Source organism: Virgibacillus salarius (genome assembly GCF_039521925.1).
Taxonomy (GTDB): domain Bacteria; phylum Bacillota; class Bacilli; order Bacillales; family Amphibacillaceae; genus Virgibacillus; species Virgibacillus salarius.
Genome location: NZ_BAAACY010000011.1, coordinates 1 through 25155 on the forward strand (window position 1 = coordinate 1; position 25155 = coordinate 25155).

28 protein-coding genes are annotated in these 25155 nt (G+C 36.0%); 2 read left to right on the plus strand and 26 right to left on the minus strand.

Translation table 11 applies throughout. From position 1 onward, the window contains the following. Window positions 1-638: 638 nt before the first annotated feature. Both scpB and ABDZ84_RS02010 read right to left on the minus strand, forming a co-directional pair. Entirely contained in the window at window positions 639-1235 is a 597-nt protein-coding gene (gene scpB / locus ABDZ84_RS02005; RefSeq protein WP_026681058.1) for an SMC-Scp complex subunit ScpB, read from the minus strand. A gap of 2 nt (window positions 1236-1237) precedes the next feature. Beyond that, complete coding sequence (locus ABDZ84_RS02010) at window positions 1238-1975, minus strand: segregation/condensation protein A (protein WP_026681059.1); 738 nt, start codon at window positions 1973-1975, stop codon at window positions 1238-1240. Window positions 1976-2117: 142 nt separating this feature from the next. Between ABDZ84_RS02010 and ABDZ84_RS02015 the strand changes: the two genes are divergently transcribed. Beyond that, a complete protein-coding gene (locus tag ABDZ84_RS02015) occupies window positions 2118-2207 on the plus strand; it encodes a YjcZ family sporulation protein (RefSeq protein ID WP_021291215.1) in 90 nt (29 codons plus the stop codon). Window positions 2208-2272: 65 nt separating this feature from the next. On the opposite strand, the gene ABDZ84_RS02020 is transcribed toward ABDZ84_RS02015, so the two are convergent. From ABDZ84_RS02020 to ABDZ84_RS02115, 20 genes are all read right to left on the minus strand, one after another. Next, window positions 2273-2644, minus strand: coding sequence for a GNAT family N-acetyltransferase (locus tag ABDZ84_RS02020; protein WP_026681060.1), 372 nt, complete (start codon window positions 2642-2644; stop codon window positions 2273-2275). A gap of 180 nt (window positions 2645-2824) precedes the next feature. After that, window positions 2825-3289, minus strand: coding sequence for a M50 family metallopeptidase (locus tag ABDZ84_RS02025; RefSeq protein WP_026681061.1), 465 nt, complete (start codon window positions 3287-3289; stop codon window positions 2825-2827). A 27-nt stretch (window positions 3290-3316) separates the two neighbouring features. Then, the gene (locus ABDZ84_RS02030; RefSeq protein WP_026681062.1) at window positions 3317-3754 is read right to left on the minus strand and encodes a peptidylprolyl isomerase; all 438 of its coding nucleotides are present in this window, start codon (window positions 3752-3754) and stop codon (window positions 3317-3319) included. 85 nt (window positions 3755-3839) lie between these two features. Continuing rightward, window positions 3840-5147: a diaminopimelate decarboxylase gene (gene lysA / locus ABDZ84_RS02035; protein WP_121605080.1), complete on the minus strand. Its 1308-nt coding sequence runs from the start codon at window positions 5145-5147 to the stop codon at window positions 3840-3842. 210 nt (window positions 5148-5357) lie between these two features. Further along, the gene (locus ABDZ84_RS02040; protein ID WP_121605079.1) at window positions 5358-6836 is read right to left on the minus strand and encodes a spore germination protein; all 1479 of its coding nucleotides are present in this window, start codon (window positions 6834-6836) and stop codon (window positions 5358-5360) included. Between the two features lie 18 nt (window positions 6837-6854). Beyond that, window positions 6855-7283, minus strand: a complete 429-nt coding sequence (locus ABDZ84_RS02045) for a stage V sporulation protein AB (protein ID WP_121605078.1) — start codon at window positions 7281-7283, stop codon at window positions 6855-6857. Next, window positions 7264-7881: a stage V sporulation protein AA gene (locus tag ABDZ84_RS02050; RefSeq protein WP_026681064.1), complete on the minus strand. Its 618-nt coding sequence runs from the start codon at window positions 7879-7881 to the stop codon at window positions 7264-7266. The genes ABDZ84_RS02045 and ABDZ84_RS02050 overlap by 20 nt, the downstream gene beginning before the upstream one ends. Window positions 7882-8246: 365 nt before the next feature. Then, window positions 8247-9002, minus strand: coding sequence for an RNA polymerase sporulation sigma factor SigF (gene sigF, locus ABDZ84_RS02055; protein ID WP_026681065.1), 756 nt, complete (start codon window positions 9000-9002; stop codon window positions 8247-8249). A gap of 15 nt (window positions 9003-9017) precedes the next feature. Next, window positions 9018-9458, minus strand: coding sequence for an anti-sigma F factor (spoIIAB, locus tag ABDZ84_RS02060; RefSeq protein ID WP_026681066.1), 441 nt, complete (start codon window positions 9456-9458; stop codon window positions 9018-9020). Then, window positions 9455-9808, minus strand: coding sequence for an anti-sigma F factor antagonist (spoIIAA, locus tag ABDZ84_RS02065; RefSeq protein ID WP_026681067.1), 354 nt, complete (start codon window positions 9806-9808; stop codon window positions 9455-9457). Before spoIIAA ends, spoIIAB begins: the two co-directional genes overlap by 4 nt. Window positions 9809-9918: 110 nt before the next feature. Continuing rightward, window positions 9919-11091 carry a D-alanyl-D-alanine carboxypeptidase family protein gene (locus ABDZ84_RS02070; RefSeq protein WP_026681068.1) on the minus strand — a complete coding sequence of 391 codons (1173 nt, stop codon included), beginning with the start codon at window positions 11089-11091 and terminating at the stop codon, window positions 9919-9921. 611 nt (window positions 11092-11702) lie between these two features. Next, on the minus strand, window positions 11703-13007 hold the full coding sequence (locus ABDZ84_RS02075; protein ID WP_026681069.1) for a pyrimidine-nucleoside phosphorylase: 1305 nt from the start codon (window positions 13005-13007) through the stop codon (window positions 11703-11705). Window positions 13008-13020: 13 nt separating this feature from the next. After that, window positions 13021-13848, minus strand: a complete 828-nt coding sequence (locus tag ABDZ84_RS02080; RefSeq protein ID WP_026681070.1) for a purine-nucleoside phosphorylase — start codon at window positions 13846-13848, stop codon at window positions 13021-13023. Between the two features lies 1 nt (window position 13849). Continuing rightward, window positions 13850-15043, minus strand: a complete 1194-nt coding sequence (gene deoB, locus ABDZ84_RS02085) for a phosphopentomutase (RefSeq protein ID WP_343779770.1) — start codon at window positions 15041-15043, stop codon at window positions 13850-13852. Between the two features lie 94 nt (window positions 15044-15137). Beyond that, complete coding sequence (xerD, locus tag ABDZ84_RS02090) at window positions 15138-16031, minus strand: site-specific tyrosine recombinase XerD (RefSeq protein ID WP_026681072.1); 894 nt, start codon at window positions 16029-16031, stop codon at window positions 15138-15140. Between the two features lie 3 nt (window positions 16032-16034). Then, window positions 16035-16241, minus strand: coding sequence for a YqzK family protein (locus ABDZ84_RS02095; RefSeq protein WP_026681073.1), 207 nt, complete (start codon window positions 16239-16241; stop codon window positions 16035-16037). A 210-nt stretch (window positions 16242-16451) separates the two neighbouring features. Beyond that, window positions 16452-16910 (minus strand): ferric iron uptake transcriptional regulator, encoded by a 459-nt coding sequence (gene fur, locus ABDZ84_RS02100; protein WP_026681074.1) that lies wholly within the window; start codon window positions 16908-16910, stop codon window positions 16452-16454. Window positions 16911-17021: 111 nt separating this feature from the next. Further along, window positions 17022-17657, minus strand: coding sequence for a stage II sporulation protein M (gene spoIIM, locus ABDZ84_RS02105; RefSeq protein ID WP_166530826.1), 636 nt, complete (start codon window positions 17655-17657; stop codon window positions 17022-17024). 91 nt (window positions 17658-17748) lie between these two features. Next, window positions 17749-18918 carry an endonuclease Q family protein gene (locus ABDZ84_RS02110; protein WP_166530825.1) on the minus strand — a complete coding sequence of 390 codons (1170 nt, stop codon included), beginning with the start codon at window positions 18916-18918 and terminating at the stop codon, window positions 17749-17751. After that, window positions 18919-19464, minus strand: a complete 546-nt coding sequence (locus ABDZ84_RS02115) for an NUDIX hydrolase (RefSeq protein WP_026681077.1) — start codon at window positions 19462-19464, stop codon at window positions 18919-18921. It abuts the gene before it with no gap. 136 nt (window positions 19465-19600) lie between these two features. Here ABDZ84_RS02115 and ABDZ84_RS02120 point away from each other — a divergent pair, with 136 nt between their 5' ends. After that, window positions 19601-20512, plus strand: a complete 912-nt coding sequence (locus ABDZ84_RS02120; protein WP_166530824.1) for an aldo/keto reductase — start codon at window positions 19601-19603, stop codon at window positions 20510-20512. A gap of 735 nt (window positions 20513-21247) precedes the next feature. On the opposite strand, the gene ABDZ84_RS02125 is transcribed toward ABDZ84_RS02120, so the two are convergent. The 4 genes from ABDZ84_RS02125 to ABDZ84_RS02140 all read right to left on the minus strand — a co-directional run bounded on the left by ABDZ84_RS02125 (window position 21248) and on the right by ABDZ84_RS02140 (window position 25120). Next, a complete protein-coding gene (locus tag ABDZ84_RS02125) occupies window positions 21248-21583 on the minus strand; it encodes an iron-sulfur cluster biosynthesis family protein (RefSeq protein WP_258469524.1) in 336 nt (111 codons plus the stop codon). Between the two features lie 18 nt (window positions 21584-21601). Then, window positions 21602-22399: an SDR family NAD(P)-dependent oxidoreductase gene (locus ABDZ84_RS02130; RefSeq protein ID WP_343779780.1), complete on the minus strand. Its 798-nt coding sequence runs from the start codon at window positions 22397-22399 to the stop codon at window positions 21602-21604. After that, on the minus strand, window positions 22389-23357 hold the full coding sequence (locus tag ABDZ84_RS02135; protein ID WP_343779782.1) for an MBL fold metallo-hydrolase: 969 nt from the start codon (window positions 23355-23357) through the stop codon (window positions 22389-22391). Before ABDZ84_RS02135 ends, ABDZ84_RS02130 begins: the two co-directional genes overlap by 11 nt. Window positions 23358-23497: 140 nt before the next feature. Beyond that, window positions 23498-25120: a M20/M25/M40 family metallo-hydrolase gene (locus ABDZ84_RS02140; RefSeq protein WP_121605073.1), complete on the minus strand. Its 1623-nt coding sequence runs from the start codon at window positions 25118-25120 to the stop codon at window positions 23498-23500. Window positions 25121-25155: the final 35 nt, after the last annotated feature.

A 25155-nucleotide genomic window follows, 5' to 3' on the forward strand; every position in this document is an offset into this window, starting at 1 on the left:
TAACACAGCTGCTTTTATACTCACGGATAGCGATTTTCACTTTACCCATTGTAAAAAAAGTCAACCTATTTACTTATGACAAGAATTGTTGCACCTTCTCATAGCGGAGACGAATTACGTAGACTCCTGCGGGAATTGCGCGAGCCGAAAATCCACTTTGCAACGTGTTCTTCTTTGCAAAGTTAGTTGAGGCCCGTGCCCGCGGAAAGCGAAGCAATTCGTCGGAGCATTGCCAATATACATCAAACATTTCAAAATAACTACTTGGCTGTACGCAGTCATTGCACTGATTTTATACTTTCTTAACTTAGAACAAAAGCGCTAGCGCCCGATTAGAAACGTAATTACTGGAGTGAGCCAATGGAGATAAAGGAAATCACGGTGAGCTTGTGAGCCAATGAGGACTTAGATTAGGGCGATTCATGAAGTCGCTACGTTTCTGGGTGCTGGAGCTGGACACGGCTCAACACGCCCATATTTATCTACATAGGCAATTTTTATAATTTCCTAGACTACAAAAAAACGCTTGCCGCTTCTTCAAGGAACTTGCACTTCCAGTTGAAGGTATATTGCAACGTGCTTTTTATTTAAATGAATCAGTACATTCGTTACTTTAAAGCAACATATAGCATATTAAATTAGTCTGTATTTCTATTCGATAGGTTTTCGCTGAATCGTTCAAAAAACAAATCCGCCTCCGATTCCAGCTCATCTGACTCTGTATTTTCTGGAAGTGGTGGTAACTCCTCAAGTGATGTCAAACCAAAATAAGTTAAAAACTCTTTAGAGGTAGCAAATAATATGGGTTTTCCTACGCTATCCTTTCTCCCCACCTCTTCAATTAAAAGCCGAGAAAGAAGCGTTTGAACTGGTCGATCACTCTTTACTCCTCTAATTTCTTCTATTTCTGTTCTTGTAATTGGCTGCTGATAGGCAATAATTGCAAGAGTTTCTAACGCGGCTTGAGACATCCTTGTCGTTTGAGGAGTTTCTAACAGCTTTTTATAATAAGGACTATGCTCTGGTTTTGTTGTTAAATGATATACTTCATGAGCCTGCATGATCATAATGCCCCGATCGGTATTGTCATAGTCATACTTAAGCTCTTCAATTAAGTGTTCGACTGTTGCTTCCGTAATTTCTAATACTTTAGACAACTGTTTAATCGTTATTCCTTCATTTCCTGAAGCAAACAACAGACCTTCAACAATTGCCTTTAATTTCGTAATTTCCACCTTTATTCCTCCATGTTATACACATATAAAGCTTCCAACTGTTCCGTTTGTTCACAATATACTTGATTCTCTTTCATTAATTCTAAAAGAGCAATAAATGTTACAACGATGTGTGATCGTGATTGATATGTAAATAGATCATCAAATAATATTCCATCCTTTGCTTCATTTACAACACGTAAAACCTCTTCCATTCTTTGCTCAATAGATATTTCTGCTCGCTTAATTTTTGTATCTAGTGGTTGATTCCATTTCTTTCGCTCTAACATTTTATTCAATGCATTTAACATATCATATACGGAGGTATCACCTTGAACGACTGCAGGGACTTCCTGTACATAATTATCAAATTCGATAGGTGGCCTTGTGAAAATCTGATTTGCTTCTATTTCCTTCTCCTGTAGCTGGACAGCTGCTTCCTTATACTTTCTATATTCTATTAATCGCTGCATCAATTCTTCCCGTGGGTCTTCCATATATTCCTCCGATTCTTCCTCTAACTCGGGCTTTGGTAGTAGCATTTGACTTTTAATCTCAACAAGCGTCGCTGCCATAACTAAATATTCACTTGCAATATTTAATTCAAGGCGTTGCATTGTATGAATATAAGTCATATACTGCTCTGTAATTGTTGCAACCGGAATATCATAAATATCAATCTCGTATTGATTAATCAAATGCAGTAATAAATCAAGCGGGCCTTCAAATGTATCTAATTTAACCTGGTAAGCTTGATTCAACTTATTCCGTCCCTTCATTCAAAAATTATATCATTAATTATAAACGCCCATACACGAATTGATCTACCGTCATACGTTATTAATGTAAGATAAATGTTATCACAAAACATTTATGCTAAGAAGAAAAAGGAGGTATTTCATCATGAGTGGTGGATATGGATACGGCGGAGGATTCGCGTTAATCGTTGTATTGTTCATTTTATTAATTATTGTCGGTGCTGCTTGGCTCTAAGTAAATAACTTACATGTTAACCAGCACACGAAAATAAAAGCCGGCCCCAATATAGGGCTGGCTTTTTATTCCTTATCCTTCTCTTCCTTAAATGCATCGCATTTTGAATAAAAATGCTGTATCTCCTCTTCAGCACAAACAGCATATTTATCCTGATAAAGGCGAGTTACTTCGTTCATCATCTTTTTGCCAATCCCGAGATTACGATGTGAAGGGTTCACAGAAACATGCTGAATAACAGCGTTAATTTCGCCTTCAACCCTAACCCCTATAGCACCTAAAATATCTTCTTCTTTCCACAAATAAAGATGCCAATCTGGATTTGTTTCATATTCTTTTATCGTTTGTTGCAATTTTTTTACATCTTTTTCTTCTGGCATAAAAGATAATAAACCCATTGCAATTTTTTCTAAGTTCTTCTTAAAGCGTATTAACATAGATACCCCTCATTAACGTTATAACTTATGAAAACTTTGGGAAGTTAATTATATTCCGCGTAGTTAGACGTTGTAAATTTCTGTAGTATTATTCCATAAGCTACAGTTGGAGTTTGTAATTATATTTATGCATGTAAAAACGTATTTGTCAAATTTAGAATTACTATTTATATGTGAATGTTATTTGTTAATCCATTTTTTCTTTCGTACAAGCCGTAACATTTTATACCCATCTGTCTGTTTCCCTTTGTATGCAAAAGGTAACAAATTCATTAAAGCTATCCAACCGTTAAATAACATCGATAGATGAATAAAGGGGTTAGGATGGCTCTGATGAATAGCCCAAAGTATAACAGATACACATCCACTCATAACTGGGCCAAACAGCGAAATAAGAATCTTTTCACGTGGTCGATAACTAGGAGTCCGCTCACTTAATGCGATCCCACCCAAGAAAAATAGTGGAAACAGCGTAATATAAAATTTATTGAAATTAAAGGATATTCCTTTTTTGCCTGTCCCAATAGATATATAGATTCGGTCTGCACCAACCAACCATGCAGCTATAGCATGGCCAAATTCATGTATAAATATACTAATTGGAGCAATTATTGCTAGTAAATAAACAAGCATTATCAATTCCATCTATTCCATCCTTTAGGAAAAACAAACCTATTCGCTGTACACTTTTACTTCCTTCATCACATCGCCATTTTGCATTGATTTAGCAAATTCAATACCAGATGTCACTTGTCCAAAAACGGTATGAACCCCGTTAAGATGTGGTTGTGGCTCATGTACAATGAAAAATTGACAGCTTCCTGTATCTTTGCCAGCATGAGCCATTGATAGTGATCCTTCTAAATGTTTATGTGGATTACCTTCTGTTTCACACTTAATCGTATATCCTGCTGAACCAGTTCCGTTACCATTTGGGCAGCCTCCTTGACTTACGAAACCTGGAATTACACGATGAAATGTTAAACCATTATAAAATCCATCATTCACCAATTTTTCAAAGTTAGCAACTGTATTTGGTGCTGCGTCTTCATATAAATCAAATTCAATTTTATTATTATTTTCCATTACAATATATCCTTTTTTAGCCATGTTTAAGTCTCCTTTTCTATTTTCAACTATCGTACATTTTATCACTTAATTTAACGAAAGAAAAGAATTGTTGTTGACATCAGTACTATTCGTAACTTAAATCGTGACTAATAATATCTTGATAGCTCTCACGTTTAACAACTAATTTATCTTGGCTATCCTCTACAAAAACGACAGCTGGTTTAGCAAAACGATTATAGTGATTTGCCATCGAATATCCATACGCACCAGTTGAAAAAACAGCGAGAATATCGCCATGATCTACTTTCGGAAGAGGAAGATCCCAAATTAACATGTCGCCTGATTCACAACATTTACCAGCGATTGATACTTCGCTGATTGGAGGAGCACTGGCTTTATTTGCTATTACAGCCTCGTATTTAGCTTGGTATAACGCTGGCCTTAAGTTATCTGTCATACCGCCATCGACAGATACATAATTTCTAATACCAGGGATATGTTTAATAGCACCTACTGTATATAGTGTTAGTCCTGCATTTCCAGCAATAGCTCTTCCTGGCTCTAACCATATTTCAGGCATTGGTATTGCTAGCATTTGTACATGTTTTTTGACTTCTGTCACCAGTTCTTTAACATAGATATCATAAGAAATTGGCGATTCTTCTGAAGTATAGCGAATTCCATAACCTCCACCTAGATTTAATACTTCAGGTATGAATCCATACGTATTCTTCCAGTTTTTAAGTTCTTGGAATAATACCTCTGTAGCGATCAAGAAACGATCTGTTTCGAAGATTTGTGATCCTATGTGGCAATGTAATCCTTTAAACTTAATAAATTCATGATTCCACAATAATTTAAAGGCTTCTTCAGCTTGGCCGTTATTCAGATTAAAGCCGAATTTTGAATCTTCATTACCAGTCATTATGTATTGATGCGTCTTCGACTCTATTCCAGGTGTAACACGCATTAAAACATCCATTTGCTTGTTATATTCCTTTAATAATCTTCCAATAAGCTCAATTTCTCGAAAATTATCAACCACTATACAACCAATATCGTTTTCAATTGCCATGCGCAGCTCATTCAAACTTTTATTATTTCCATGGAGATGGATTTTTTCAGTTGGAAATTCTGCTTGCAGCGCTGTGTACAATTCGCCCTCAGAAACCACATCTAAACACATGTTCTCCTGTTTCATTATTTGTAACATAGCAATACTTGAAAAAGCTTTACTTGCATAGGCAACTTTAGCTGTAACCTCCATTTTATCAAAGGTCTCGATAAATGCTTTGCAATTGTTACGTATTATATTTACATCATAGACATATAGTGGTGTGCCATACTTTTGTGCAAGTTCGACAGCATCTGCCCCACCTATAACTAGATGCCCTTTGTCGTTTACCTCAAATGGATGGTTATCAATAATCATTGTGAAAGTCCTCCATAATGGTTTTCTGAATTTATAATTAAAAACTTTATCATAATAAAATATAAATGAAAAGAGGATGGCTCAAAAGTATATTATTCACATCATAATTCGAACGATTAAAACTAGTCTCACTATAACTCTAAAAGAAAAATAATGGGTGAAATCATTGGTTGATGACTTTACCCACTACCATTAGTATGTTTATTTGTTCTATTTTTTTGAGGGTTGACGGTAATTATTTTTCGGGTGGACAATACTAGGTCGACTATTTGTAAACGGCATAGGGATTCGCACAATCGTATGTAGCATGGCTTTTGCATTAAATGGCATAAACGGCCATAAATAAGGTGTTTTTAAGGATTTTAAGCTTGCTAATACGATGAGGTGAACCAAGAATAACCCAATAAACCCATAAAGTCCAAACATGCCGGTAATAATAACAAACAGGATGTTAACAATTTTATTCGAGATACTAAGCTCATAACTTGGTGTTACATAAGATCCAATTGCGCTTATAGAGACATAGAGGATTACTTCCGGACTAAACATTCCCACATCAATAGCAATTTGTCCAATCAATACAGCAGCAATCAATCCCATCGAGGTTGAAAGCGGATTTGGCGTATGGATTGCTGCCATTCGTAAAAATTCAATTCCGACCATCGCCATTACAATTTGAACCGGAATAGATATATTACCGTCTTCATTTGGCCCGATAAAAGCCAACTCTTTTGGTAATAGCTCCGGCTCCATTACAAATAATAACCATAATGGTAACAAGTACATGGAAGCAAAAACTGCAAAAAATCGAATCCAACGCACAAACGTTCCGATGGCTGGTGTTTGTCGATATTCTTCAGCATGCTGTAAATGATGAAAAAAAGTCGTTGGTAATATGATCACACTGGGCGATGTATCAACCGTAATTAATACATGACCTTCCAGTAGGTGATTAGCTGCTACGTCCGGTCTTTCTGTATAACGAACGAGTGGGTATGGTATCCATTTACGATTTATGATAAATTCATCAATTGTTTTATCTGCCATCGAGATACCATCAATTTCAATTGCCTCAATTCGTTCTTTTATAAGATGTATTAATCCTTCATCCGCAACGTCCTGAATATAACTAAGACATACGTCTGTTTTTGATCGCTCACCCACTTTTAACATTTCATTCCGTAGTCTAGCATCTCGAATCCTTCTTCTAGTCAAAGCAGTATTTTCAATAATGTTTTCCGTGTATCCATCACGTGAACCACGAACAACACGTTCTGTATCAGGTTCTTCTGGGGTTCTTCCCGGATAATTCCTAACGTCAACAATAAATGCGTAATCCTCACCATCTACAAACACAACAATGAGTCCTGATAGCATTTGATCCACTGCTTCATCCATTGTTTTTGCTTGATTCACCTGTTGATGGAGTAAACGATTTTCTATAATCTCTGGTAGCTTTTTGCTATTTGACTCATGATCATTTAAATTCACTAATTCTTTTATTAAATCTTGAATGATGATGGAATCACATAAACCAGTTACATAATATATTTGTACCTTTCTTTTCAAAAGTACAATTTCACGAAACCCCAGATCAAACGATACACCGATACCAAGTCGTTTTTTTAAATAGTTTTCTGTATCCTTTATTTTTGGAGAGATTGGTATTTTCTTATCTTTATTATTCATCATGTATCGCCTCGATTCTTATTGTTTTACAAAATAAACCCATTGAAATATCGATCCAGCTATTTTACCAAACACAATTGCCATTAATAGCCACATTGTGTGCTTTTCAATACCTATTCGTTTATATAGTATTGGGAATACATTTAAAACCTCGGTTAATGCTGCAGCAAGCATTCCGTTAAATATTCCTTGTAATATACCCCAGATCATAATAAATACAAAGGAGTAATTCCAGGTAATATTAGTGAATGACAAAAACGTACCAAAAAGTGACCCAAGCAAAATACATGCCGCATAAATATTAAGAAATGGTTCTGTTTTACTCAGTTGAATAAGCCGAGGAACAATACCTAAGACAGTAATAAATGCTACATAACCACCCCCAACAGCAAGACCACCAGCAAAGCCAATAATTAATTCGATGAGGCTATTTAGGAGGGGGGGCATCGTTTAATTTATTCTCATAATGAATCACATAATTATCGAGATCCTGCTGATAGTTATAAATTTCTACTTCTAAGGGGCTGGGCTCTTCATTAAACCGTTTATTAAACCAATGGTTAAAGAACAATAACATGCCAATACCTAATCCAAACGAATAGGGAATTTGAAGCCATAATGGAAATTCTTTTTCTTGACCTGTTAGTAAGTAATGAATTTTTTGGTGAACTTCCTGCATACTCACATCATAATGGAAATTCATAATCGTCATCGCTGTCCCAACGAATAAAAGAATCCAAACACCAATTGCAATCATTACGGATGGTGACTTCTTTTTCTCTTGGATACGTATTATGGTTTGCGGTGGTCCGATTAGTTGGAATTCCAGGTTGGTGAAATCATGATTTAAATGCTCTATAATTAAAAAGCTGTCAAGGATTACAATGTTTTTATCTTTTTTTGTTATTCGATAAATAGGTAAATTTTCCAGCTTTTCTTTCTCTGACGCATTAGTCGAAAGATATGCAATATCTTTAAGCTTTAATTCTTGATAACCTATTATCTCCATATTTTTTTTCATTCGTAAATATACCTGTTCTGCCATAAAATCATCCCTTATTGCGTTAATCTATAGCTAGTATTTGTCATTATTGCAATAATTATCACGAAGAATTACTAATACAGGTTTGGACATCGCTAAATCGAATATATGTAAAAACGAATAATAATTCTAAGCTAATTATACTTACGGGAAAGGTTTCAGGAAGAACATAATCAGCTATGATTAACTGACCAATATACATTCCTCTTTTAATAAAATAAACGATAAAAACCGAACTAATATCCGGATATTAACTTCGTATAATCGGATTATCGTTCGGTTTTTACAAATATTAATTTCTTTTGAACTTGTAGAGATAAACAGCATTATTTTTTCTGTATTTTCGTACTTACGAATGTTTTTCCATTTTATGAATCAATATTTACTTTCATCTCATGTAAAATCTTTTTCTCCAGCCTAGATACTTGAACTTGCGATATCCCAAGTCGATCTGCTACTTCTGATTGTGTCTGATCTTTATAATATCTCAAGTAAACAATTAATCTTTCTCTTTCACTCAACCCCCTAATAGCTTCTTGCAGGGTTAGTTTTTCGAACCATTTTGAATCCTGATCTGATATTTGATCTAGTAGAGTAATTGGATCTCCATCATTTTCAAATACTGTTTCATGAATAGACTGTGGTGATTTTCCAGCTTCTTGAGCGTGAACAACATCTTCAGAAGAAATTTCTAACGCATCTGCAATCTCGTTCACGGTTGGTGATCTGCCTAGTTGTTTTGTTAATTCATCTTTCTTTTTACGGATTCTATTACCTGTCTCTTTAAGAGAACGACTAACTTTGACAGTACCGTCATCTCGAATAAACCGTTGGATTTCACCGATTATCATTGGTACTGCATAAGTTGAAAAGCGTACATCATACGAAAGATCAAACTTATCTATTGATTTTATTAAACCAATACTTCCAATTTGAAATAAATCATCGGGGTCATATCCTCTATTTATAAATCGTTGTACAACGGACCATACGAGACGGATATTTTTTTCTACTAATATATCTCGTGCTGCTTTATCTCCCTTTTGACTTTTGTCGATTAGTCCTTTTACTTCTTCATCCGTCAAGGTCTCGTTTCTGTTATCACCTTTTACGTTAACATTCATAGGCAGAACCTTTCACTATGAACACACCGTTTTGCTTTTCGTAAGCTGCTTAGTCATGTGTACGGTTGTTCCTTTATCAGGTATGGATATGACCTCAACAGTATCCATAAAATTCTCAATAATCGTAAAGCCCATCCCCGATCTTTCTAATTCTGGCTTGGAAGTATAAAGCGGCTGGCGCGCCTCGTCCACATCGCTAATTCCAATTCCCTCGTCCTTTATCGTTAATTCCACTTCACCATCTATTAATGCACAGGTAATATATACTTGATGATGTGCTTCATTATTATAACCATGAATGATGCAGTTTGTGACAGCTTCAGAAACTACAGTTTTTATTTCTGTTAGCTCGTCCATCGTTGGGTCAACCTGACTGACAAAAGCAGCGACGGTAACTCTAGCAAATGATTCATTTTCGCTAATACTAGCAAATTGCACTGCCATTTCATTTTTCATGATGCCACCCCCAAAGTCTCTAATGCAAATGCTTCATTCTCCTCAAGACGAACAATTTTAAATAATCCTGACATTTCAAATAAACGTTTAACCGGCGGAGAAATAGAACATACGACCATTTCTCCACCAAGTTGTAATACTTCCTTATATCTGCCTAACACAACACCTAACCCTGAGCTATCCATAAAAGTCATTGCTTCAAGATTTAATAACACATGCTTTACATCATTTTTGTACATAATCTCTTTCCACTCATTTCGTAATAACTCTGCTTCATGATGATCTAATTCACCAGAGAGTCTGACGATCAAGACATCTTCTTTAATAGCAAATGTTGAACTAAGACCCATAGTCTTTCCTCCTTTTTATACAAAAACTGTATTTATTTCATTTCTTGATTTGATGGGTCGATTCCTGCTACATGACAAAAGAAGAACTTATTCGGTTAAAATAGTATGTTTTATTCATTTTTCGCCATTCTTTGCAAGGTTCTCTTTAACAAAGTAAAGTACGATGCTTTATCTATTGTTTCTTTGATCGTTAAATCTGTTCGAGAGATAATTTCATCTCCATTTTTAACTATTAACTCGCCTACTTTATCCCCTCTAAAAATCGGCAGAGATAATGCATGGTGAACGTTAACTTCGGTTGCTATATCGTCCATTGATTCACCTTTTTTATGAAGTGTACTAATAGATTCGGATGCCACAACATCTGTTATTGTTTTATCAGCCTTCAACAGCTTAAGATCGGTTATTTTATCGCCCTTCTCAAATAATTTATTGGTTTGATAATGATTAAATGCAAAATCCAACATTCCTGAAACAGCAGCGTTCCGTTCTTTTGTTGTTTTTGCCCCCATAACAACGGCAATGACTCGCATTTCCTCTTTTTCAGCTGTAGCCGTCAGACAATACTTCGCTTCATTTGTATAACCAGTTTTTAGGCCATCAACACCTGGATAGAATTTCACTAGTTTATTTGTATTAACAAGCCAAAATTCATTATCCTGCCCCTTACGTAAATAATCTTCATAAATGGATGTATAGTCTGTAATGGATTCATACTTTAATAATTCCTTTGCCATTATTGACATATCATAAGATGTACTATAATGATCCTCGGCAGGTAAACCAGTTGCATTTTGAAATTTCGTGTCCTTTAAATCTAATTCCTTGACCTTATCATTCATCTTTTTGACAAATGCTTTTTCGCTACCAGCAATTCTTTCAGCTAGTGCTACACTAGCATCATTTCCAGATGCTACAGCTACGCCCTTAAGTAAATCCTGCACACTCATTTCTTCTCCTGATTCTAAGAAAATTTGAGAACCTCCCATAGACGCAGCGCGATCACTAACGCGTACCGTTTCATCCAGTTTTAATTTTCCCTCATCCAGAGCCTCCATAATTAAAAGCAATGTCATTATTTTCGTCATACTTGCAGGTGGTAATTTCTCATGTGCATTTTTATCGAATAAAACCTCACCTGTGTCTCTCTCCATTAGAATTGCCGATTTAGTATTCTCTGCAAGCTTTTCCGTGTCAGAACCCGTTTCCTCTGCAAAAACAGGTGAGCTTAGATGAATTAACAACGTGATAACCATACTAACAACCAAAAGACCTCTTTTCATCCTTATACCCTCCAATAAAGTGAATCCTTTTTCAGAAGGAAGTTATCTTATTTTCACTTCTGAAATCATGCGAACAAAGGTAGCAAACGCTAAGTCTTGAACATGAAAAGATCGATGTTCAGAAACCTTTATGCCAAACGTCTATTTACAGATATTCTGTAAACAAACAATTCGTTTTTTACAGGCTGTCCTTTCTCGGTAAGTGTATTGTTAATTCGAGCGTTAGGATCCTGTCTACCTAAAATAAACTATATACATTCAGCATAACCAATTGCAGTTCCCAATATACGTTTATTCATGAGTAAAGATCGTTAAAAATGATCACTGTAACAAGAACAAAAGCGGAAGCGCCCGTCTAGAAGCGTAGCGACTGGAGCGAGTCAATGGAGATAAAGGAATAACGGTGTGCTTGCGAGCCGATGATGACTTAGATTAGGGCGATTCGTGAAGTCGCCTCGTTTCTGAAGGCTGGTGCTGAACGCAGCTCGTCCATATTGATCCACATGCGCTAATTTTATAATTTCCTATACTCAAATAAAATCTCTCTGTTCGTCACATTTACAAACAGAGAGATTACATGTTTAGATCTATTAATTTAGCGGCAAATTATTTTATTTAGTAACTGTGTCATATATTAACGTAGGTGCATCTATTATCTCTTCAGAAATGGTTATGCTTGCATATAGTTTTTCTTTCACTTCATCTACATTTTCAGAATTGGAATGAATGGTTAATAAAGACTCACCAGCTTCAACCTTGTCTCCAATTTTTTTATGCAATACTAGTCCAACAGCAAGGTCAATTTCTGATTCTTTTGTAGCTCTTCCAGCACCTAACATCATTGCTGCAGTACCAATATCATCAGCAATGATTTCGGCAACTGTTCCTCCCTTTTTGGCCGGCAGGTCTACTTTAAAGGAAGCTTGAGGCAGCAAATGTGGCTGATCTACAACTGTTGCATCTCCACCTTGTGAAGATAGAAATGTTTTGAATTGATTTAATGCCTTGCCATTATGCAGATTTTCTTGAAGTTTTGCTCTGGCTTCTTCTAGGGTTTCGGCTTTCTCAGCTAAAACAACCATTTGACTTCCTAATGTTAAACAAAGCTCCGTAAGATCTTTTGGCCCTTTGCCTTGTAATGTGTCAATAGCCTCATTAATTTCTAGTGCATTACCAATTGCATTTCCTAACGGCTGGCTCATGTCAGAAATTACTGCCATCGTATTTCTTCCAACTTTATTTCCAATGGTTACCATTGCTTTTGCTAATGCCTTGGCATCATTTAGTTCTTTCATAAAGGCACCTGCGCCAGTTTTTACATCTAGAACGATGGCATCAGCGCCTGAAGCAATTTTCTTACTCATGATGGAGCTAGCAATTAGTGGTATTGAATTGACTGTTGCAGTAACGTCTCTTAATCCATATAATTTTTTGTCAGCAGGAGTTAAGTTCCCAGATTGGCCCACTACAGCTACCTTGTTTTTATTGACAAGCTCAATAAATTCATCGTTAGTTATTTCTACATGAAATCCAGGAACGGCTTCTAGTTTATCAATTGTTCCACCAGTGTGACCTAAGCCCCTTCCACTCATTTTAGCAACTGGGACGCCTAAAGAGGCCACCAATGGTGCTAAAATTAATGTAGTCGTATCACCAACACCACCAGTTGAATGCTTATCTACTTTAATCCCATCAATTTCAGATAAATCGATTTGATCGCCAGATTCTACCATCGCTTTGGTAATTTGCGCACGTTCATCATCCGTCATATCTTGAAAATAAATAGCCATTAACAATGCACTAGCCTGATAATCTGGAATGTTACCATTGGTATAGCCATCTATAAAATAGTTAATTTCTTCTGTTGTTAAGGCTTGACCATTGCGTTTTTTCTCAATAATGTCATACATTCTCATTTTTTATCACCTTTTAATCATTTTGGGGTAATGTTTCTATTACTTTTTTCACAAATGTTAAGAAGGATTCTCTTACTTGCTCTGTTGTTTCTATTACTTCATGATGCGTTAAAGGCTGATCTAAGATTCCCGCAGCCATGTTAGAAATACAAGAGATTCCTAACACACGAATACCTGCATGTCCAGCTACAGTCACTTCAGGAACCGTAGACATACCGACTGCATCCCCACCTAACGTACGAAGCATACGTACTTCTGCTGGTGTTTCATAAGCTGGGCCAGTATTTCCTACATATACACCTTTTTGTACATGTAATTGAATGTCTTTTGCGCATGCCTCCGCGTGTGCAATTAGCGATTTATCATAGACATTGGACATATCTGGAAAACGGACTCCTAAATGTTCATCATTCTTACCAATGAGCGGACTATCTCCCATATTATTGATATGATCGGAAATTAACATCAAATCACCAGGCTTGAAATCTTCATTTATACCGCCAGCTGCGTTTGTAACAATAATAGATTCAATACCTAGTTCTTTCATTACCCGAACTGGAAAAGTTACTTGTTGCATTGTGTAACCCTCATAATAGTGAAAACGCCCTTGCATGGCAATAACTTGCTTTCCTTTTAATGTTCCCGCAACTAGCTGTCCCTTATGACCAGCAACAGTGGATTCTGGAAAATCAGGAATATCCTTATATGGAATAGTAATTGGGCTTTCTATTTCCTCTGCCAGTACTCCTAGTCCAGAGCCAAGAATCAAACCAATCTCTGGTTTCTTATCTAGCTTCTGCTGCAAAAATTCACTTGCTTCTCGAACTGCGCTATAATTCATTTTATAAATCCCCCTTAGGTTTAATATCCTTTAGAAAGCTTATTCCATACGTAGGCATGTTCACCTCAAAATTATCAGCAATTGTAGCTCCTATATCTGCAAATGTCTGACGTAATGGTAATTCTTTTCCTTCGACAATACCTTTATGATGTACCAACAAAGGAACAAATTCCCGAGTATGGTCCGTACCGTGATGTATAGGGTCATTTCCATGATCAGCTGTAATAATTAATAAATCATCATCCTTCATTCCTGCAAGAACTTCAGGCAGTCTAGCATCGTAGGCCTCCAATGCTTCTCCATAACCTTGAGGATCTCTACGATGACCATATTTTGCATCAAAGTCAACTAAATTTAAGAAGCTAATTCCAGTAAAATCCTTCTTCATTGATGTAACTAACTGTGTCATCCCATCATCATTATCCTTCGTTCGAATCGCTTCAGTGACTCCCTCACCGTCATAAATATCTGAAATCTTCCCTAGAGCAATAACATCATAATTATTTTCTTCTAATTCATTCATGACAGTTTTCCCAAAAGGTTTGAGTGCATAATCATGTCGATTAGAGGTCCTCTCAAACGCCCCTGGTTTCCCAATAAATGGGCGAGCAATCACCCGACCGACCATATACTTCTCATCTAACGTTAGTTCTCTCGCAATTTTGCATATACGATATTGCTCTTCAATGGGAATAACATCCTCATGGGCAGCTATTTGCAATACAGAGTCAGCAGAGGTATATACAATTAAGGAGCCTGTTTCCATATGCTCAGCGCCTAATTCTTTAATGATTTCTGTACCTGAAGCTGGTTTATTACCAATAACTTTCCGCCCAGCCTTTTCCTCTAGCTCTTCAATTAATTCTTCAGGGAATCCTTCAGGAAACGTTCTGAAAGGCTGTTCGATATGCAAGCCCATAATTTCCCAATGACCAGTCATCGTATCTTTTCCGTTGGAGGCTTCCTGCATCTTTGTATAATGTGCTTTCGGTGAATCCGCTTTATCAATTCCTGCAATTGGTCGAATATTGCTTAAACCCAACCTTCCCATATTTGGCATATGTAGACCTTTCATATGCGACGCAATATGGCCAAGTGTATCAGCGCCTTTATCATTAAATTTATCAGCATCAGGTGCTTCTCCAATTCCCACTGAGTCCAATACAATTAAAAATACACGCTTGAAATTTTTCATGGTATATCCCTCCTAAATATTATATTCCCACGATAGCCATGAAGTATGTCTATAATTCGTTGTAGGATGTCAGACGACTTAAAAAAATAAAAAGCTATGCTCTTGGATGATAGTTCATATATATATCTTTTAATCTAGCTTTCGTAACATGTGTATAAATTTGGGTTGTAGATATATCAACATGTCCAAGCATTTCTTGAACTAAACGCAAATCTGCACCATTCTCAAGTAAATGAGTTGCAAATGAATGCCTTAATGTATGCGGTGTAATTTTCTTATGAATTCCTGCTTCAAGCGCTGCTTTTTTTAATATTTTCCAAAATCCTTGGCGTGTCAACGGTTTACCGTGCTGATTGACAAATAAAATATTACTATCTCCTTGGCGTTTAATTAACTTACCGCGGGCTTGCTGCAAATAGTTTTCCACTGCCTGGATAGCAACATTACCTAGAGGAACGATCCGTTCCTTCGCTCCTTTTCCAAAGCACTGTACAAACCCCATGGTTAAATGAAGATCAGATATTTTTAAATGGATCATTTCACTTACTCGAAGACCTGTAGCATATAGTAGTTCTAACATTGCTTTATTACGTATATGTAATGCAGTATCTGAAGGTAAACTTAATAATGCTTCTATTTCTTGGATCGATAATACATCTGGAAGCTTTCGTTCCTTCTTAGGTGTTTCAATATGTAAGCTAGCATCATGTGTTACGACTTGCTCCCGAATTAAAAATTGATGAAATGCACGAATAGATGAAATATGACGCGCAATTGTCGCAGAGGATTTCCCATCGTCTTTTAACACATAAAGAAAATTGGTAATATCATTTCTTGTAACTTGTTCCCAGTTAGCTTTGTTTACAGAGGTTTTAATAAAATCTATATATGCTGTTAAGTCACGTCGATAAGAAGTTAATGTATTATCTGATAATCCTCTTTCAATTAATAAATAGTGATAAAAATCCTCTGCAATATCTGAAATCATCTTTTACTCTCCTAGCCGGAAAAATAAGTTCAATCGATCAAAAAAAGTTGGTTCTTCATTAAATACTTTTACTGCTGGTCCCTCTGGTGGATCATATCGATGATATTGTTCATATTCTGCATGCATTATTCGTAAACCAAAATAAAATAAAAATGTACACGCAATAAAGATGACGAACACCTTTACCATATCCCACAGTATTCTTTTCATTTATTGTGCTCCTCTAATCATAATATATCCTATTAAAAGATATGCCAGAAAAGAAGAACAATATACATAATACTATCATTCAAATGGGAAAAAATCTGTAATTACAATGTACCGCTTTTAACTTGGTTTGTAAATTATTTTCTTTTAAATAAAAAAAGGCTGCTAGTAAGTATTGGAAACGCTAACTAGCAAAACTTGCATGGTAACTAGCTAACTAGAAGCGTTCATAGTAACAGCCTGACATTGTTTACAGATGCCATGAAAAGTTAAACGATGGTCTTTTACTTGAAATCCCCATTCATTTTGAACAATTTTCTCCACATCTTCGAGTAAATCATCTTCGATTTCTTCTACTGAACCACATTCCGTACATACCAAATGATGATGAAAATGTTTAGCTCCTTCTTTACGAAGATCATAGCGTGATACACCATCACCAAAATTTATTTTATCCACAATCTTTAGTTCTGATAATAATTCTAATGTACGATATACTGTAGCTAAACCAATTTCTGGAGCTTTTTCCTTAACAAGCAGGTATACATCTTCTGCACTTAAATGATCGTCTTCCCTTTCCAGCAAGACTCTAACAGTCGCTTCTCGTTGAGGAGTAAGCTTATAGCTTTGCGAATGCAGTTGTTTTTTTATCCGATCAATTCGATGTTCCATGACAGGTTCCCTCCCTCATATCCCACCTTTATTATATGCACCGATTAAAAGTGTGTCAAAATAAAATATTATTATTTTATATTTATAATAATTATAGTTTAAGTTTGATTATTAGTAAAATGATCGGATTAACATTTGCATTGCTTCATTGGAAACAAAAGATTCTAGTAAAGCAGCTATACAAGAGAAGGCGACTAGAAATGAAAATAATGTTACATATTTACCAAATGGCTGGAATACAGGTTGTGCCATTTTTCTTGTAAATAATTTACTCAATAAGGTCAATGAGAAAATCATGGATAAACTTCCGGCGGTAATATAAATAGGAATAATTAACATATTTTGTGGTGCAATCGACAGTGCCGCCAATAATAATCCATCAAAACCAAGCTGATTGACAATAAACCCTACAGAAAATCCCACTACAAGCCCTTTAATAAAAATTAACACCCAAACCAATGGCAAGCCAATTACTGAAAGTCCTAATATAAATAATAGTAGCAAATATTTAGTATGGTACAAGAAGCTACTTTTAAAAATATCCATGCGTTCCATTTCTTGATTATCAGCAATTTGTCCAAAAAATCGTTCTAAATAAAAGAATAGATCCTGTTTTTGAATAAAATTCATACTATTAACGAGGATAGCTCCAAATATAATCCCTGTTAGAAATAAAATAACCATAAAAAGATAAATCGTGGCATGTTCTTTTACATGAGTCATTAGAAGTGTTTTATTTTTGTACATTGGAATCCTCCATTCAATATACTGCTATACTAAAAACTATGAAGAATTCCAATTAAAAATACCAAGTTTTCTATTATCCTACTAGATGAATTTAGGTTAATTTAATCGTACCGTATCTACCTCCACCGCCTTCGATAATCTTTAGCTTGCCTTGACGCATCTGAATAATTGCATGAGCTAAATCGCTTGGAATCACCGAGGTTAATTCCTCGAAAGTTGCGTGATGAATCACTTGCATTTCCGTATCAAACGCAGTTAACAGTTTTTCATACGTTCTCTTTCCCAATTTAGGAAGATACTCTAATGGAACTTGGTACGTATATGGTGGCCTATCATTAGTAGGAGCACTTATGTCTTTTAATTCTAAGATTCTATCCGACACACCTTTAATAAGTTTGTTCGAAAAACAATGAGGACAGTTTTGAACATTTAACGAAACGACCGAAAAGCATTGATTACACACCGTTTTATGATATTTACCTAGTCGCGGATTCATACCGTAGTTATGGGCAATTTTTCTGTTCTGCTGTTGGTGCAGTGCCAAATACAATTCGTTAAATGAAGGCTCCATCATACATATTATTTGATATTCTCTTGCTATTTTTGCTAAGGAGTGTGCATCAGAGTTAGAAAGAAACGTATAATCATGTAGTTCTTGAATTTGATCTGCCATATGAGTATCCGAACTTAAACCTAATTCTATTCCATCAATCAAATCACGATCAAATACCTCTGATAATGTTTGCTCCACACCTTTCCCATACAAGCTTTTAAATGGCGTAAACACATGAGCTGGAATAAATATTCCTTTTAGCTGCTTTACTTTATATTGCAGCTCTTTTCCTGTACCGTAATACCTCTGAGAACTTAGACCAATGTTCTTCATTCGCTGACGTAGCCATGCAGAAAATTGTTGCATGTATTGCAAGGTTGGAAAATAACAAAGTACATGAATCGGGCCCTGACAAGCTTCATCATAGACTTCGATTTCTGAACCGAGAATTAAAGTAACTTTTTCAAACCGAATGCCTCCATCAACCAATTCATATGCTTTGCCTTCTTCAATTAATTCCATAATCTCCTGTTGTACAGCGGGCGCCTGACAATCTATAACACCTATTAAATCCATACCTTTATTACGACTGGATTCCTCTAACACACTCGTTAGCGTTAAATTTTTTGAAGCGGTAATTTTGACGGGATGATCGTACTTATCTCGGCCAATATGAATGTGTAAATCAGAAAAATACGGCTTAAGCAATTATTTCATCCCCAGTGCATGTAAATATAAGATTGCGTAATTTGTTTTGGCATCATGAATCTCTTCCTGTTCCACTAGTTGCTTTGCTTCTTCAAGTGTTAACTTTCTAATACTAATAAATTCATCTTCATCGCCCGCTATTGGTTGATCAACTAACTCTAACGTATCTGTGATATAAATATACATTCGTTCATTCGCAAACCCTGGCGAAGTATAAAAGGAAGTAACAAAAGAAAGATCTTTCGTTGTGTAGCCTGTCTCTTCTTCTAATTCTCTAATCGCTGTTTCTTCGGGATCTTCTCCAACTTCTAACTTTCCTGCTGGTATCTCAATTAACGATTTTTCTAGTGGCTTACGATATTGTTCAACAAATACAATTTTATTATCCTTCGTTATTGGTATTATTGCCACAGCACCAGGATGATCTATGATTTCACGTTTTGCCGTCTTACCGTCAGGCAATACAACATCATCCACTTTTAAATGTACAACTTTCCCATCATAAATAACTTCCGAACTAATTGTCTTTTCTTCAAATTTCTTCATTACTATCACCCTTCAACCAAATTTCTGTTTCTATTCTAGCATATTTATACTGCGGTCATTTCAATTAATTGTTTTACCAATTACTTCAATTTACAATAAACATATACCATAAACATTGGAATGGAGGCTAGCTAAAATGAAAAAAAATCAGATTGGAAGTTCAGACATATATATTTCTCAACTTACGCTGGGGTGTATGTCACTTGGAAAAGACACTGCTAAAGCAAAAAGCATGATTGATATGGCATTAGAGCATGGAATCAATCATTTAGATACAGCTGATTTATATGATTTTGGAGATAATGAAGAAATTGTTGGATCGGCTATTAAACACAGACGAGAAGATGTAGTGCTTACAACAAAAGTCGGAAATCATTTTAATAGAGAGACGAGAAAATGGTATTGGGACCCTTCGAAAGAACACATCCAACAAGGTGTTAAAGCCAGTCTAAAACGCTTGAATACGGACTATATCGATTTTTATATGCTACATGGTGGGACAATTGACGATCCAATTGATGAAACAATAGAAGCTTTTGAAATACTTAAAAAAGAAGGTTTAATCCGAGCATACGGTATATCTTCTATTCGCCCAAACGTTATTCGAGAATATGTAAAACGCTCTGCGATGGATGGTATAATGATGCAATACAATTTATTGGATCGCCGACCAGAAGAAGAAATACTTGATCTTTTAGATGAAAATAACATTAGCGTTCTAGCTCGTGGTCCATTAGCAAAAGGAATGTTAAGTAATCAAGCAGCGAAGCAAATCGCCGCTAAAGGAGAAACAGGATATTTAGATTATTCCTATAAAGAATTACAATCTATAAATGACGAGCTAACCAAACTTAGCTCTAATAAAAATGAGCTATCTTTCCGCTATATACTAAAGCATCCGGCTGTTGCTAGTGTAGTTTTCGGAGCTAGCTCAATTGATCAATTAAAAGAAAATATCAACGGCGACTTTAACAAAGAATTACAGGATGATACGTATCATAACCTAAAAAAAATCACTAAACCAGTTACTTATCAAGCACATAGATAAGAGGTTTCCTTGGTTCGTGTTAGCAAATAGAGTTAAAAACACTCGTACTAGTTATGTAGACGTGTCCACCCACCTGTCATCTGTTAGGATTCATGGACCCATTGGATGTCTTCCTTTCGATAGGGAGCCTCACCATTTCAAATAAAGTGAAACTTCAATCTGTAGGGTCTTACTGCTGTTGTATGTGGATCAATAGAAACAAAAGCGCAAGCGCCTAAATAGAAACGTAGCGACTGGAGCGAGTCAACGGAGATAAAGGAATCACGGTGTGCTGGCGAGCCGATGATGACTTAGATTAGGGCGGTCGCCTAGTTCCTGGGCGCTGGAGCTAGAATCGGCTCAACACGCCCATAATTATCCGTATGGGCAAACTCTATAATTTCTTAGAGTATGATAAAAGAAGCTGAGACAAAAGAATGAAGAAATAATTAAAAACGAACGATAATTAGGTTTAACTTAATTATCGTTCGTTTATTGATCAGAACAATTCATTAGCACCTGAAATAAGCGAGACTCTGGCGGGAACCGCACGAGTCTGAAGATTCACGTGGTAACGTGTTTTTCTTTACCAATTTAGCTGAGGCCGTGCCCGCGGAAAACGAGTATAGTTTCACGGTGCGGCGTGATAACATGATTATTCGTATTTTGAGTAAAGAAATTGTGTTTTGTCCTAACCTCTTTCTTTATCTAAAATTCCTTTGTATCGACCTTTGAAAAGGTGAATAAAGCTTTCCTTTATTTAATAATGTCGTCTGGGGAAATATACGGATTAAGAATTCCTTCAGGACTCGATAGACGAAACATTCCTTTGTTATAATCTAACCTCATCTTTTTCGCAAAAAATATGGCTTGTTGGTTTTCAACATATACCGTAAAATCTTTGTTTTTTATTTGTTGATAGTTGGTTTTCTGTTGATCTGTTAAGCGTAACGTCGGAATTCCGTTCACACTACAGCCACAGCCTTCTATATCATACCAAAATAACAAATAAGGATCGTGTTGCTTCTCTAACTCTGCTAATTTGTCTTTTGCTTTTTTAGATATATTAAGCTCAATTTCATTGTTCTTCATCTTTACGTCAACCCTCAATTATTTTTTGGCAAGCTGCTTTTTTAATACTCGTTCCATAGGTCCAGGAAGCACCTGATATAATCTGCTTCCTGCATCCATCCACCATGGTAAATTGATTTCTCGTTTCTTTACAAACAAATAACGAATGATTTTTTGTGCCACCTGATCTGGATCAAGTATATATTTTTGAACGTTCTTTTGATAGGTTCCATCGGGATCTGCAGAAAGAAAAAAATTAGTTTGAACAGGTCCTAAATTTACGGCAGTTACTTCTATTTTACTATCCGTTAATTCTTGTCGAAGCCCATTAGTAAAACCCAATACTGCATGCTTGGTTGCACTATAGATCGCTGCCTTTGGCGTAGCAAGCTTTCCAGCTTGTGAAGCGATATTAAAGATGTGTGCTTCTCCTTCAAGTGTAGCAAAATAAGGAAGTATCTGCTTCGTTATTTGGATTAGCGCATGAACATTTAATTGAAACATTCGCTCAATATCTTCTTCATTCATGTGCATGACATCTTCAAAAATTCCAATTCCCGCATTATTTATTAGACCTTGGATTTTTTGATGTTCAGTTAAGATATTGGCTATCACTTGTGTACGGTCTTTACGATGCCCTAAGTCCACCTTATAAACATAGCATTCTACAGAAAATTGTTTCTCTATCTGCTCCTTGATCTTTTCTAATTTATTTATAGAACGAGCCAATATAATTGGTATACCACCATTTTTCGCAATGTGCCATGTTAGCCTCTCTCCAATGCCACTTGAAGCTCCAGTAATGATAATCTTTTTACCTGATATCTTAGTTTGCATAATAAATAAGCTTTCCATCCTCCGTTTTTTTAGTAATACGTCCCTCGTTCTCTAAATAATCTAATTGGCCAATTGTTTCAGACATCGTGAGATCGATTTGATTTTTGAATTGCCTTGGAAATATTTGTGTGCATAATTGAAACGGTGTTTGCGGCTGAGTTATTAATAAATCAAAGACCTTATCTGCTCTTTCCTGCTGTTTTTTTAGTCTGTTTTCGATTAAGCTCTTAGGTTTTTGTACCACCTGACCATGTCCTGGTAACACACAGTCCACTCGCAAATCAATACATTTTTGTAAATTACGGCGATATTGAAGCATAGGCTTTGGTCTAAATTCGATCGACTCGCACGGTGATGGTGGTTCCATAAGTGGATTAGAAGAAATATGCTCTAATATATGATCTCCCCCAACTAGTAGCCGATCGGTTTTACGTAAAAAAGAAAGATGACTTTGCGCATGACCTTTCGTATCAATCACTTGCCAACCTGGATGACCAGGAAGTTCATCTCCTTCATCTATAAAACGGGTTAGTTCACCTTTTCCTACATAATTTAATGGCGCACTCAATTTATTTAAATACGGAAGAAATGTTTCTGGTATGCCAGAAAGCGAAAAATACTTCTCAAAAAATTGCTTATAATGCTGAAGATATAATTCATCACGTTGGATCCATGGATCCACATTAGCATGTGCAATTATACGCTCTGCTCTGGGAAACTGATCAATTAATCCTATATGATCAGGATGATGGTGCGTTAAAATCACTTGTTCAATGTCTTTTGGAAAATAACCCATTCGCTTTAGTTGTTCTTTGAGTGTCTCCCAAGCTTCCTTTGTCTTTACACCTGCATCTATGATAGAAAGCAAATCGCCTTTTAACAGATAGATATGAACATCACCTACTGCAAAAGGGGTGGGTACCGTTATTTGACTAATCGTTTTATCCATTACTTTCATACTTACATTCCTCCAAAATGAATGATCATTCATTTTTAATCTATTTTACCTTGTCACACCCACATTGTCGATTAATTACTATCATTTTGGATAAACTCTTTCGGTACCTCGACGGATTGATCATACGCATCTCAATTTATTCAGTTACAAAACAAACGATGTATTGCTCTTTCTACTATTTTCGGCAAATACTCAAAACTATACGTGATCTCTAGTCGCTCTGTCCATTGATGAGGATCTTTTCCTAACGGACCTATATTTAAAACAGGCATCGTTAATTGTTCCATGACATCTTCCGGAATTTCAAAACCATTATTTTGTAATGGCATATTAGACGTATAGTTTTTTAAACTTCCTAGCGTTGAAGGAGGTCCAACGAAGCTTAAATCTGACAGACCAGTAAAAAACTCCGATACAGTTAAGTTAATTTGATATTTCTCTTTCGTATACGTCGTAATTTCCTTCATCACTTGCTGAATGTATGGATCTGTTCCTGAAGAAACTGCTGGGTAAAACGGTGGACAATAGAATAAAATGATCATTGGAGCTAAATCTTTACACATAGATGCTAAATCCTGGACAAGTAATGTAGAAAAATCCCTATCTTCCTCTGTGCGTTGACTAACCAATAAATTCTGCCTACGATTAATCTCTGCTTGTCCATAACGTTTGACAGCTTCCTGATATAATTCTTCATACATCATTACATTAACTTTAATTAGCGGCATGGTAAAATCGGTGGCAATTTCAGAGAAATGATCCGCTTTTTCCTGGATATAGTGCTCTATATTTTGGGCAGCGTCCATCGCACCTTGAAGCAATTTTAAATTTATATCATGTAAGGATTGTTTCATATATAAGACATTATACATGGCAATTGCTGATTGAGGGGTCTTTACGGAATAATTCTCTTTTAAATCTCGTTGCATCAGACTAACTGGTGGAGGCGTTACTTCATCACCAATTCTTTCTATAAAAGCTTCATCAAGCTCTAGCTGTTGTGACAAGAAACTAATCATTAAATTAGGATTAACGCCTGAAAAAGGTTCTCCCACATGCGACTCTTTACCGTAACAATAAAATCCCGGTAATATTTTTCCAATTGAACCAGTATATACATAATAAGCTTCATCGCCAGGATATTTGCTAAACATTGGCTCACCGTTTAAACATGCCAGATATGTTAGCTTCTGCTTTTCCTTCCATTCATGGAGTATAGGTAAAGCTGTTAACATTCCTTTTGAATTGACTTCTTCATCCGGAACAGTAAGTAATAGTATATTACCATCAAACTCACCGTCAATTGCTTTCTCGAGCATAGAAAGGTGTACTGTTAAACCTGCCTTCATATCCATTGTGCCTCTTCCAAACAACCAGTCTCCAGTCTCCATATCTTGCTGAACCGCTTTAGATAATCGTTCCTTTTGTTTATACAATTCTTTTGTCAATGCTTTTGGATGAAATGCAAGGTTTTGTAGTGATCCAAAATCTTCAACATCCACAACATCAAAGTGACTTAACAAGATTATCGTTTTGTCAGTTTCATTTTTACTCTTAACAAAGGCCGTCAGTAACCTTCTGCCATCATCCAAACCATGAAGCTTTAAATACGAAGGATTTGTTTGAAAATATTGGTTTTGTTCTAACAAATGATACATATACTCTGCTAAAGCAATCTCTGCTGAAGATCCAGTTACACTTTGATAATTGACGAGTGAGCATAACAGATTCGTAAGTTCTTCCTTTGTTTGCCATGTTTTCAAGCGTATCCCTCCAGTATTTAGTATAAATTACAAAC